Genomic DNA, 12,344 nt, shown 5'->3' with positions numbered 1-12,344 from the left:
TCCCAAACGGTTCCAGACTGCAACGGTGGACCGAGCCCTCACAGCATTCTCCTCCAAAACCGGACTCAGGCGTTTCCTAGTCGCGGACGAGGTCGGCTTGGGCAAGACCGTGGTTGCGCGCGAGATCGTCGGACGGTTGGCTAAGCGGAAGAGTAAGCCACTCGTCGTATTCTACGTCTCGAACGGGACTTCGGTCGCTACCCAGAACAAGACCCGTGTGGTTGAGTTCTTGCCGGAAGCGGAGCGGAAGCGGGCGATCGATACTCCAGACCGCCTATCCCTAATCGCGGTTCTCGCCCCTCCAACGACCCCGGTCGTGGTTTACGCCCTGACACCGCATACTTCGTTTCCGAGAGTGGGCTCGGCTCTTACGGGCGGGCGCATCGGCGAGCGCGCCTACATCTCCTTGCTGATGGAGAAGGCTTTTCCATCGGCGTGGAGGGCGATGGGTTCTGATTACATGCGACTTGATGCCACTTCGGGCTGGGCAGGTGCCCTTGAGCGCGCGCGGGAAAGGCTGGAGGCCGCGCCCGTAGGCCTGCTCGCCCGTTTTCGCGAGGCCCTCGCCGATGAGTTCGAGGCGCCTGTGTCCGCCACAATGCGCGCCCATATACAGGGGAAGCCGCCACGCGCCTTCATCGGGCGGCTTCGACGGGCGCTCGCCCTTGCCAGCCTGCGGCACCAGCCGCCGGACATCGTCATCTTCGACGAGTTCCAGCGCTATCGGCACATCCTAGACAAAGGCGGCCAGGCAAATCCGCTGGTGAAGGCGCTTCTGGCGTCGGGCCGGCGCGGGCCGGCCCTGCTGTTCCTGTCCGCGACGCCCTACAAACTATTCGCGACGCGATGGGAGGAGAGCCGGGGCGCCCAAGCGCACAAGGAACTATTCGATCTCATCGAGTTCCTCGCCGGAGCAGACCTGCGCGGCGAGTCGGAAAGGTTGTTTGGGTCTTTCGGCGAGGCATTACATGAGATCGTTTCTTCGGGAGACGGCGATGCCGCTGCAATGGAGGCCGGCGTCCGCAAGGCGGCCGGGCTGCGCGATCAGCTGAAGGCGTTGCTTGAGCCCGTAATGGCTCGCACTGAGCGGGTGGGTGGACTGGCACTGAACCGCATTGATACGGGCACAACACCGCTGCGCGCACCCCTGTCAACTATGGATGTAACTGCCTATAGACATCTTGTTGGTTCGTTCGACGACAAGCAGCGCAGCGAGGCCTTGGCGTATTGGTCATCCGTGCCCCTGCCGGCCCAGTCCCTGGGCGTGGGGTATGCAGCTTGGCGCGGGCGCGAGTTCAAGCCAATGAAGGGCCTCGTGACAGTCAACGAGACTATGAAGCGCAAGCTGGACGCGCCGGCCGATTGGCCCGACGCCAAGCTCCGAGCACTAGGTGCGGCCGCACCTCCAGAGCAACTCGCAATGCCTTGGGTAGCACCGTCTCTCGCTTGGTGGCCCCTTCAGGGCGGCTGGGCCGGGGAGGGGGCTGATCCGAAGCTACTTATGTTCAGTCGGTTTAAGGCGACGCCCCCAAGCGTTGCGGCCTTGTTGAGCTTCGGTGTGGAGTCGCGGTGGCTGAAGGGAGACCGCGGGGGCTATGGGATATATGTCAAACGGCGCAGGCTAAAGCTGTCGGACACTCCAAATCCGGTCATGGCTGCCTTCCATCCGTCGCCGTGGCTGATCCGAAACACCGATCCTTTGGCGGTCGCCGGAGTTGGCGCGAGTCTCGCGAACGTGCGGCGCCGCATGCGAGAGCAAATTGCTAAAGCGCTAAGGGAATTGAGACCGGCTATCCATGTGGATCGTGGGACGGCAAAGGCGCGCCGACGACACCAGCCGATTGGACGTCTCTTGCCCGCCCTTGAGAAGCGGGTCGGGACAGCGGAGACCTCGGCGGACGCGTGGGAAAGAGTCGTCGGCGCCGATGCGAAGGCAAAGTTGGCCATAGAGGCCTGGAGGGCCACCCCAGCTCTCACCTCCATCTCGCCACTAGAACTGGCCGACCTTGCTGAATATGCCTTGTCAGCGCCGGGCGTCATCGCTGGACGGGCGCTTCTCCGCCATGCCGGCGGCGCACTTGGTGATGGTTATCAAGCACTAGTCAGGCTGTGCTGGCAGGGCCTTCGGGCTTACCTCGATAATCCAGTGATGCTCGCGGCGCTGGGCGGCGCTAGCAGTGTCGAGGGCGTTATGAGGGCCGCTTGGGACGGCAATCTTGAAAGCGTTCTGGACGAGCATTTCTGGATCCAGTCCCAGAGCTTGTCCACGGCTCAGGGCATGGCAGACGACCTACGCGCTACCCTGACTCTAGTGGCTGGCGGCTTCAATTTCCACCCTATCGGCGGGGGCGACCGTATCAGGTTTCGCTGTCACGTCGCGGTGCCTTTTGGCGACTCGGAAGCCGCTGCAGCCGAACCCGGTGAGGAGGATCGGACGCCTGTCCGCCCGGACGAGGTGCGAAGGAGTTTCAACACTCCGTTTTGGCCCCACGTGCTGGTCACGACCTCTGTCGGCCAGGAGGGATTGGACTTCCACCCATGGTGCTCACGAGTTGCGCATTGGGATCTCTCGTCCAATCCGCTGGATCTGGAACAACGGGAAGGACGCATTCAACGCTATGCAGGCCTTGCTGTGCGCCGCGGGCTAGCTCGGGAGATCGAGCCGATGCTGTGGAACGGGGAGGATCGCAGGTCGCCCTGGCTTCGGTTGGCTGCTATCGCTGACGCTGACCACAGCGACTGGTCCGGGCTTCGCCCGTGGTGGATCTTCGACGGTGCAGAGATAACCCGCTACATATTCGAGCGCCCTTTCGGCCGAGACGTCAGCCGTTTCGCTGCATTGCGCGAACAAAGGTTCATCTACCGATTGGCCCTTGGGCAGCCCAACCAGGAGGACTTCCTAGATATCTTGACCAGGAGCGGCAAAGCGGCCCTGGATCACCTTCAGCCGCTCGCGCTTGATCTGTCAGCTTTAGGGTTGCGCCGACCCACCGAAGTGGACGCCAGCTCGTAGCATCGCTGGGCTGAGCGAGGGACTGAAATGTAGGTCTGTCTCACTTCGCGATGCCTGGAAAAGGGGCTAGTGTCTCAATTTGAAATTTGACGCTTCGCTTGTCGCGATGCCGGCCGAATTCCTATATGATTTGTATGTTTTGGCGGAAAGCTTTGGAGCAGGTCGGATGGAGACACTTTCATTCGCTTCGCGTGCCGAGTTTGTGCGGCGCGCGAAGCAGATGGCCAAATACCTGAAATATGATCGCGTGCCGGTTGGTAAGCAGACTTGGACCTATGGGGACGGTAGTGGCGTCGATACCGAATGGGGCCAACGCGGGGGCACAGTGGCAAGTAACTTTGGGTATATGGCCAGCATCGCCAACGGCAATCTGAAATCGAATCGCGACCAGACGCTTATCGATGACATCGATCTGCTAGATGGGGTAACCATTACAATTGACTGGAGCGAATAGATGCCCACCGGACCTAGAGGCCACAAGCGCCCGGCTGACGTAATCAGGAATTTCGTCCCGTTACGCGCATTGCCACAGGCGAGGAAGACGACGTGATTAGGCTCGGCTTTGAGATTTGATGTGACCGGGTAACGTCATAGTTCCGAGGGAGGTTGCACTATGCCTGCCTATTCCGGAAAGGCCCAACCCTATTTGGATGCGATCGCCGAGAGTGTATTTACCTCCCAAGAGGTAAGAGATTGGCTGCTCAGAGGCACGGCTGTTGAGGGGAGTTACACCGGCAGTCACGTTCTGATTGATGAGCAGCGTGCCGTGCGGTGGCGAATTCGGCCTACAAGCCAACCTTTTTGGGCCAACTACTGGTGCGGTCGTGATAGCCGCTGCAGTTGTCGGATCGAGGGCAGCAAGGGGCTTGAATCCGATGCCATCTTCTTCTTTCGAAACTCATTAGATCGTGTTCTGGCGGTTCACATCGAATTCAAGCATCAGGGAGAGCCTTTCCGTTTTGGGCAGCCCGAGGCTTACCCTCTCCGTGCAAGCTGCTTTGTCAAAACCCACCAAGATCGGCCCACTCTGAACGCACACGACGATTGGACAACTATACTTTTCTGCGGTGCTGAGTCGCGTTCAGATCAAAGACTTTCGCATTTTCAACGTGTTATCACGCATGCTGAAGCCGGTCGAATGATGAAGGCATATCCGAGCGGCTTATTCCTTTAAATCAACTCCTCTGTGATCCTAGTCGGCGCCTTTGAGGTCTCGCCAACCGTAGGCGAACGGGGGAAATTGAGTGCCTAGGCCAACTGCAGACCGGACGGCATATGACGGCCCGAAGGACCGGAACATCGCGATAGATACATTCAGCCTGCCTGCAATTAACAATATGCGCGTTGGATTTATCGCGGCAGTGGCGCAGCCGGGTCGCGCAGTTTATTCACAACAGCTTCTTGCGGCCGGCAGCAGGCCATTTTGTCAGCGCAACACGGTCGAGTTCTCTACAACTGGATAGAATGGTCGTCCCCAATCCTCGCCGGAGTTGTCCATCATGACGTCGATCATGATCGGAATGAGAAACCCGAGGATGTCCGCGCCGTCACGAAGTTGGTTGCGGTTGGTGCTCGAGTTCCAAGTTGCACCCCCGTGGACAAGCTGGTTGCGGAGCACATAGAGGCGGTCGAACAGCATCGACAGGATGTTGGCGGTATCGCGGGCCATAAGGGCGCCGTGGAAGGCGCGCCTGGCGGCATTGAATCGTTGCTCCCAATCGTCGTAGCCATCGATCCCGTTCTGATGGGACCAAAACGGACCAAAGACGAAGCAATTCTCTAGAAACAAGCGGATAGGGCCGGGAAAGCGTGTCCAGACCGCGTCATAGATGCGGCGGTCTTTGTCGAGGTCGCGAAGCATTCCGAAGAACCATGCGAACGCTTCACGTTCACCTCGCACGTCGCGCTCGTCCGCGTAGGCCGCGTTAAATGCGATCCAGAGGAAGAGGAACGCGGCAGCAGGATCGTTGGCTTCGGCTTCAGCCCGTCCAATCCAACTGATCGACCGATGGACGCGAAGCCCGAAATTCTCGGGGAAACCCGCCCGAAGTTGACGCTGCTTTTCCTTGAGCGCCTCGAATTTAAGCCGAGCTGCCGCGTTGTCCTTCATCGGTTCATTCCGTCCGTTCATCGTATTCCGCAGGCATATCGGGAAGTGCGCAGAGCGTGTTCACGAGACGAATCTGCTCGACCGTCGAACACGAGGTTTGCAGAAGTCGAGGCGAAAAAAATACGAGGCTCAGGGCCTTGCCGCGACTAACGGCGACATTGAGCCGCTCGCGGGAAAAAAGGAACTCGATGCCCCGTGATGTTTCTTCCGCTGAAGACACAGTCATTGAGACAATGGCAACTGGAGCTTCCTGCCCCTGAAACTTATCGACGGTTCCTGCTCTGATGTCGGGCAAAGCTTCGACCAGAGCGTTCACCTGCGCGTTGTAAGGAGCGACAACGATGATATCGTCCTTCCGTAGCGTGCGCACCAAACCGTCACTGTTGGTCCATTTTCCGGCAAGCAGAAGGTCAATCTTCTCACGGATTGCAATGACCTCTTCAGGACATTCCTGCGCGCGCCCTTGGTGGGTTACCGGAATCCGCCATGCGCCGGCAATCGGCAGCCCCAATGAATGGATTGCTTGCCGCGATGTCGTTTCGTGTGGATGCAGCCGACCTTCGTAGAACTGCGATGAAATGAAGCTGCAGAGATCGGGATGCATGCGACGAGTGACAGGAAGAAAAATCCCCCGGTCCGGCGCAACGTTCTGCCCTTCGCCTAGAACCCACTCGAGGCAGGAGAGATTTGCCGGATCAGGATGCGCTCCCTGAATCACCTGAGGAAGTTGGCGCGGGTCACCAACAAGAACAAGATTCTTAGCCGCATTCGACATTGCGACCGCATTTGCGAGGGAAACCTGCCCAGCCTCATCGACAAAGAGGTATTCGAATGCACCTTCAAGTTGGCCTCTCGAAAGCAGCCAGGCCGTCCCGCCGACTACCTGTGCTGTTTCAAGTGCAGAATCGTCGTTGTTCCTCACGCTGGCGATGGCCTCGTAACCAACCGGTGCCTCGCCAGTGTCGGCCCCAATCTTGTGGGCGAACTGGACCTGCGCAAGTGTCAGGCCAACGTCGGCGTCATCCCGAAGCGCATCTACGCAGGCTATAAGGACGTTGCGGATGGCTTCGTGGCTATTGGATGTGACGGCGACACGATGGCCGTCCTTGACGAGTGCCAAGATGGCACGCGCGGCGACATAGGTTTTGCCTGTGCCGGGCGGGCCCTGGACTGGCAGGACGGTCGCATCCATCGCCCGAATGGCTGCTATGGTCCCTCGGAGGGGATCTGCCGCCTCATTCAGGGGAAGCGGTGATACACTTTTGAAGCGCGGCGGATTGCGTGAGAGGAGATCCTCGGCCGCCTTGTTCGTGCGCTTTCCGCATTGGTCTCCGATAACCTTGCGAACTGCGGAGGGAATTGGTTTGGCATCTCGTGCGAAGGTTGGAATAAGGTCAAGACGGTCCGGGAGCGTCTCGCCGGAGCTAGGCCCCATTTTCAGCGTTACCCGGCGAGCACCCCGGTCAAGCGATGTGATGCCGACCTGTCCGAAACCGCCTTCGAGAGCAAACTGCGAGGATTTGCCAGGCCTGAGCTTCGTCTCCTGCGGCGGGTATCGGTAATCTCGCTCATACGACCTCTTTACCGGCCGTTGCGGCCCGTCAGCGACGAGGCCGCCAAGGCATTCCATATCATCGCAGAGCTCGTCGAAATCCTTCGCAGCGGCGTCGAAGACAGCCCACGCAGCAGGTTTGCGCTCGCGCCAATGGAAAACGCCGAGGTCATACAAGAGCCGCCGACGGTCCTCGGGCAGAGTGGATTCGAGCAGCAACTCGGTGAGGTCGTCAACCTCGGTTTCTGCCTCCACTGACTTCTCGGTGTGGCCTTCGCCGACTTCCAGCCAGCGCCCTTCCGGCCGGATTGCGAGTAGCCAATCGCGCAGCCGCTCCGTCGAGACGCAGTCGATGCGATTGTAGTCCTCGATCTCGTCCAAGATTGCGGCGTCATGGCTTTCACGCCACTTCTCGTAAGCGACAACGGATCCACCTGCAGTCGTCACCTCGCCTGTGCGCGAAAGATCGTAGAAAGCCTCCATGTCCTTGATTGAATAGGATGGCTCAGATGCGTAGACGCCTCCCCGAACAACGGCATAGAGGTCGATGAAACGGCGCTCCCTCAGCCACCGGTCGAGTTGCGCTTCGCCGACGCCATGCCGAGTGGCGAGCTTGCGAAGAGCGCTGATTTCATACGATGCGTAGTGGTAGATATGAGCTTGCGGGTTCTGCGCTATCCTCTGTTCGAAGAGGGCAAAAAGGGCGACAATCGCCTCCTTCTCCTCCGCAAAATCATGAGCCCAGAACGCTTTGAAAGCCTTCCCATCCCAGACCCCGTGTAGGTATTCGAGGCCCTCGGTGTTGGTTTCAGCATAAAACGGGTCACCTTCAATGTCGTAGTAAAGATCGCCCGGATGTGGCCGGGGCATCAGGTCGAAGCCTTTGCCGGGAAGGGGAGGCCGCAGCGCATAGGTCGGTTCGCCAGTCTTTCGCTCATGCTGCAGTGCTGCCTGAGTCCTGAGCTTCTCAAGTGTCGCCTCGGCCATTTTCGGCACGCGGCCGCGTTGTTGGGCGAGATTGGCCATCGTTGTGATGCCGGTGGCCTCAAGCTTTTCGACTTGAGCTCTTGTCATGCCGGCAACGCGAAAAAGGCTGTCCTCTTGCTCCCACTCTTCCGCGCAGTGTTCGCGCCATCGGCAGAGGCTACAAGTCGCGCAAGGCACAGGCCGGGTCTTCGTTGGTTCGACTACGAAAGACTCGAGCCTCTCCCGCGCCGCGCGAGCATACGCAGCGTATTCAGCGAGACGGAAACTGAAACGCTTGCCGTCACCAAGCTCCACATGTGCATGTTCTGGACTACGGCCCTGGGCAGTTGCTAGCAGGTCGGAATAAAGGACGAGTTGCAAGACATGAGCCGGGGCAGGTTTGCGCTTCAGCTTGGTGTCTGTAACCTCGTAAGAAAATCCCCCGAGTTTCGAGGGCAAATCAACCCGCTCGAGGAAATCGGAGTATCCGCCCCACATGCCTCCTTCGAGCGCTCCCTGGAAAACAATGTCCGGGCCAGTTCGAAGCGCGTCGAGAGTGGCTTCGACAGCATCATCAAAGGCGATCCCATCCTTTTGAATCTTGGTAATGCTCTTTCCGCTTCCTTCGAGCCGCGCCAGATGGGCCGCTTCGTGCGCATCGCCATATCTTTGAAGTAGGGCCGCGTCTTCACTGTCAACCGCCGGCTTCGGGCCCTCGCCTGCAAGATGTGCGAGGTCTAAGCGTGCTGCGTGCGAGCAGGCCATGAATCGCATCAAGTCCGAGGCCGATAGGCGAAGCCCGTTGCGGTCGCGTCTCATTACGCGGCATCCAATACAGATTCCTGGCCGATAATTGCGAGGCCCCGACCTCCAAGATCTCGGAAGGCTCTCTGTCGGCATGAAAACACAATGATCTGCAGATCTTGTGCCTGTCGCGTCAAGGCGTCGAAGATACGCTCGATGCGGTCGTCGTCGGTGTAAACGATCGCATCATCGAGAATCACTGGCGCGGGATTACCTGCCTTCGCTAGCATTCGAGCAAAGGCCAGCCGCACGAGAAGCGCTATCTGCTCCTTGGTGCCGCCTGACAGGATGTCAAAGTCTTCCTCCGTTCCGGCTCGAACCAGAGCCGTCGGCAGGACTTTCTCGGCATCGAAGCGAAGCTCAGCCTCGGGCCAGAGCAGTCGGATGAGTGGTGTAAGCTCCCGCAGGACGGGCTCAACGTAGCGGTCTCGTGCAGCAGTTCTGGCGGATTCAAGTGCCTCGTCCACTATCTGCAGGACTGAGACCTCGAACATGATCTCATCAAGTCTGCGCCTCGCTGCTTTCAGTCGGATCTCGACGTCGGCCAGCTCTTCCTCGACGGCCTCCGCAGCATGCATCTCGATCGCCGTATCCAACTTTCCGAGATCAACGCAAATGCGTTGGCGGTCCTGTTCGGCGCGTGTGATGACCGATCGTGCACGTTGTAATGCAGCCTTCGCCGCTTCAAGATCAGGCGCCACGGCCAAGATTGCTTGGCGCTGTCCAATCGCTTCGGCCAACGCGGCCCGATGCACAAGAAGCTCGTTCATAAGGCGCGTCTTTTCGGCCTCGGCATCTTGGAGGCCGCTGACTGCGGAGAGCGCCCTGGAGACCCTCTCCGCTGCGCTTTCTGCGGCTGCGGCAACACGGGCCGCGGCCGTCTGCGCTATTTGGAACGCACAGCGGGCTTTCTCAAGTGTGCTGGTTGCTTCTGCAAGAGCGTGTTTTGCTGCTACCTCGGCCTCCTGAGCCTCTCTTGCGCTCGGAAGTTCGGGTTCCGTCTCCACGGGTTCAGGCAGGCGCGCGATACTTTCCCGCAGGGCTTCGATTCCATGCGGCGCCGCCCCGTTTAACTGGTGCTCGGCACTCCGGTATCGAGCTTCGGCCTCGAGACGGAGATGCGCGGCTGCTCGAGCGGTCTCCATAGTCTCGTAGCCAGACGCTTCAAGTGCGTCGGCAAGAGCTTTCTCGGCTACCGCAAGTGTATCGGCGGCAGACTGTGCACCGGGATGGACCGTTAGGTGTCCAATGCCGTCAATCTCCAGCGTGGCGCCATCGGGTATTGCGACACGATTTCCATTGGGCATCGGCTTACCGTTGAGCGCGACACCATCTTTCCGCCCAACGGCATACTTCATCGTGAGAGCGACGGCCTCTATCTCGCGTGCCTTTCGTAGAACCCGGACCTCTCCAACCCGGTCCTCCAATTGACGCAGCACCTTGTCTGTGAGGCCAACCTTGGCGTCCGCTACGGCTTTCTCAAGCTCGGTCCGCAAGCCTTCGGCTTGGGCCAGTCGAAGCGTAAGCTCCGCTCGCCGCTCTGCTGTCGCAGCGCATGTCTGAGCACGTAGTGCCCTTCGAAGGATTTCAGAGGCAGTCTCGGCAGATGAGAACGCCTTGTCGAAACTCCTTCTCGCCTCGATGAATACACCCTCAGCTTGGCGGTGCCGCTCGTCCTTGATTGCGGCGTCAGCCTTGGCCAACTCAAGGGCAGCTCCGGCACTCCGTTCTTCAGCAAGCGCGGCCTCGATTGTCGCAAGCCTCTCCTGGGCTCGTTCCATCTCAAGGCTTTTCGATCTTTCTGCTTCGATCGCTCGCTCAAGTGCTTCTGCATGACGGGATGCCTCGTCATGGGCGGCCTCCGCCTCTGCGAGCCGCGTCATCCTTCCCGAATCCTGCTCGCCGTCTTCAAGACTGGCGAGTTCGCGCCTTAGATTGCGCCGGCGATCAAGTTCCGCCCATAGAGACGCCGCCTTGGCGGCAAGCCCATCGCGTCGGAGATCGAGAGCCGAGACCTCGTCTTCCGTGGACTTTAGTGGGCCGCCAACTCTCGCTTTTCCGCTGCTGGTCAAGTAGCGGTCAAGTTCCCTCCGACAACGGTCCCGCGTCGCGTCCATGCGACGCCCGCCAGTCATTGCTTCGACCTCGCCGGTGACTGAAGAGAGCAAGTCGCGCCGTGCTGAGTGGGCGGATTCGCCTTCGTCGAGACTGGTCAAGCCCTGTCGCACCCAGAGGAGACCGGCCGGCCCCCCTTCCTTCGGCGCTTTCAGCACCTCGGCGAGCCATGTCTCGGCATCGTCCGCCTGCTTGATCAGGTGCCCGCCGCGGAAGACCTTGGCTTCGCCCTTGCGCGTCTTGCTCCAACGTTTTTCCACCTTGAAGCGGTTGTCGTTAATCTCAATTTCGACCGCCACTTGAGGATCACCGCCGGAATGCGGCGCAAGACTCGCGACCTCTTTGTCCCAAGACCTGTAGCCTTTGAAAAAGAGCGCGTGGAGCGCATCAACGATGGTCGACTTGCCGCTCTCATTCGGGGCCGAAAGGACGTTCAGCCCGGTTCCGATACCCGTGATCTCAACAGGGTCGGTGAACCGTCGGACATTATCGAGGCGTATCGCGAGGAGCTTCATTGCGTCTCTCCCTGCACATAGTTGTAAAGGCGCCTAAGTGCCGCCGCGGCGATCACCCGATCCGTGGGGGGCGTTGCCGCGTCTTCAGACCTCTGATGGAGCCCTTCAGCTGCCAACCGAAGTGCGCCGTTCAACGCAATTCCGTCGAGATCCTCCAGGCTGCATTCGGTCGCGAGATCTGCATCGTCGAATTCGAAATGCCAGAACTCGGGCTTTGCAAGCTCTGCTGCACGTGTCAGCGCCATGCGCGCTGGCAGGCCCAGCCAACCGGTGGCTCGAATTCTGAGAAGCATGTCCCGCCTCGCCTTGCCTTCGGCCGGCAACAGCATCTCCAGGGCAGCTACTGCATCTTGTGCAGGTGTGAGTGGAAGTGGTGCTTCCTGCCAGTCGAACTGACCGGTCTGAATGGTGTTGACCTCCGGCACCGCGCCCGGAGCCAGGAGAGTAACAGCGAGGCAAGTGCCGGGGCCGCCGTGCTTGAATCGATCGCGCTCAGGCGTGCCAGAGTAGAAGGTGCGATCGCCGAACTGCTTCAGTCCGTGCCAATCACCAAGCGCTAGGTAGTCGAGCCGAGCAGACTTGGCACGATCGGGGGGGATAATTTCGGCGCCGCCGTCCTCGGACCCAAATGTAAGGACTCCGCCATGTGCAAGCCCAATCCGGAGGTAGTCCTCAGGAGTAGCGCAAAGGGGCATCCACTCAGTCAGGTCGCGGCCGGGAAAGCGGCGAGGCACCGGAGCGGGCAGGACAACCACCCGCGGCGCGATCTCGATTGGTTCCGGCGCATCAAGAAGATGAACGTTCGCGGGGGCGTGGGCGCGGACGCGACCCCAGAGTGCCTCAGCCGCCAGGCTGTCGTGATTTCCAGGGAGAATCCACCATTGAAGGCTTTGCACGGAACTCATCGCAGCCAAAGCGTGACGCCAAACGGCGTCGGACGGCGTTTCCGTGTCAAAAACGTCTCCAGCAAGCATCACGTGGCTTGCGCCGTGATCTTGTGCGGAAGCGGCCAGACGTCCTATCGCCGCGTGCCTCGCCTCTACCAGGCGACCGCGCGCGTCTTCCGGAAGGTTGCCGAACCTGCGACCGAGGTGCAGATCGGACGAATGAATAAAACGAAACATGTGAAGATCACCAGAGCCAGATTGAGGCGGACCCAACAGTGCGATCCGAATTCAAATGAGCTATCATGCGAGGGTGTCAGAAGCTGTCATGCAGAGGAGTGATCGCGAACGTTGAAAGGTTGAATTATCGAACAAAGTGTGAACA

The 12,344-nt window shown here is 59.7% G+C and carries 7 protein-coding genes; 3 read left to right on the top strand and 4 right to left on the bottom strand.

Going from position 1 to position 12,344, the window contains the following annotated elements; all coding sequences use genetic code 11:
- Positions 1-97 precede the first annotated feature (97 nt).
- From C7I87_RS11395 to C7I87_RS11385, 3 genes are all read left to right on the top strand, one after another.
- Positions 98-3,013 carry a helicase-related protein gene (locus tag C7I87_RS11395; RefSeq protein WP_210250628.1) on the top strand — a complete coding sequence of 972 codons (2,916 nt, stop codon included), beginning with the start codon at positions 98-100 and terminating at the stop codon, positions 3,011-3,013.
- A 79-nt stretch (positions 3,014-3,092) separates the two neighbouring features.
- The gene (locus C7I87_RS11390; RefSeq protein WP_149904304.1) at positions 3,093-3,467 is read left to right on the top strand and encodes a hypothetical protein; all 375 of its coding nucleotides are present in this window, start codon (positions 3,093-3,095) and stop codon (positions 3,465-3,467) included.
- Positions 3,468-3,626: 159 nt separating this feature from the next.
- Positions 3,627-4,187, top strand: a complete 561-nt coding sequence (locus C7I87_RS11385) for a hypothetical protein (RefSeq protein ID WP_149904303.1) — start codon at positions 3,627-3,629, stop codon at positions 4,185-4,187.
- A 252-nt stretch (positions 4,188-4,439) separates the two neighbouring features.
- On the opposite strand, the gene C7I87_RS11380 is transcribed toward C7I87_RS11385, so the two are convergent.
- From C7I87_RS11380 to C7I87_RS11365, 4 genes are read right to left on the bottom strand one after another with little or no spacing between them, the layout of a single operon-like run.
- Positions 4,440-5,123, bottom strand: a complete 684-nt coding sequence (locus C7I87_RS11380) for a HEPN domain-containing protein (RefSeq protein ID WP_149904302.1) — start codon at positions 5,121-5,123, stop codon at positions 4,440-4,442.
- Positions 5,124-5,127: 4 nt separating this feature from the next.
- Entirely contained in the window at positions 5,128-8,460 is a 3,333-nt protein-coding gene (locus tag C7I87_RS11375; RefSeq protein ID WP_188393814.1) for a TM0106 family RecB-like putative nuclease, read from the bottom strand.
- Entirely contained in the window at positions 8,460-11,075 is a 2,616-nt protein-coding gene (locus C7I87_RS11370; protein WP_149904301.1) for an AAA family ATPase, read from the bottom strand. Before C7I87_RS11370 ends, C7I87_RS11375 begins: the two co-directional genes overlap by 1 nt.
- The gene (locus C7I87_RS11365; protein ID WP_149904300.1) at positions 11,072-12,199 is read right to left on the bottom strand and encodes a metallophosphoesterase family protein; all 1,128 of its coding nucleotides are present in this window, start codon (positions 12,197-12,199) and stop codon (positions 11,072-11,074) included. Before C7I87_RS11365 ends, C7I87_RS11370 begins: the two co-directional genes overlap by 4 nt.
- Positions 12,200-12,344 lie beyond the last annotated feature (145 nt).

This window comes from Mesorhizobium sp. SARCC-RB16n, from assembly GCF_008520305.1.
Lineage (GTDB): Bacteria > Pseudomonadota > Alphaproteobacteria > Rhizobiales > Rhizobiaceae > Mesorhizobium.
This window is presented reverse-complemented; position numbering and strand designations above follow the sequence as displayed.

Excerpts from the sequence above, each read along its gene's own strand:
- C7I87_RS11385 (WP_149904303.1), top strand. The coding sequence starts at position 3,627 with ATGCCTGCCTATTCCGGAAAGGCCCAACCCTATTTGGATGCGATCGCC.
- C7I87_RS11380 (WP_149904302.1), bottom strand. The coding sequence starts at position 5,123 with ATGAAGGACAACGCGGCAGCTCGGCTTAAATTCGAGGCGCTCAAGGAA.
- C7I87_RS11375 (WP_188393814.1), bottom strand. The coding sequence starts at position 8,460 with ATGAGACGCGACCGCAACGGGCTTCGCCTATCGGCCTCGGACTTGATG.
- C7I87_RS11370 (WP_149904301.1), bottom strand. The coding sequence starts at position 11,075 with ATGAAGCTCCTCGCGATACGCCTCGATAATGTCCGACGGTTCACCGAC.
- C7I87_RS11365 (WP_149904300.1), bottom strand. The coding sequence starts at position 12,199 with ATGTTTCGTTTTATTCATTCGTCCGATCTGCACCTCGGTCGCAGGTTC.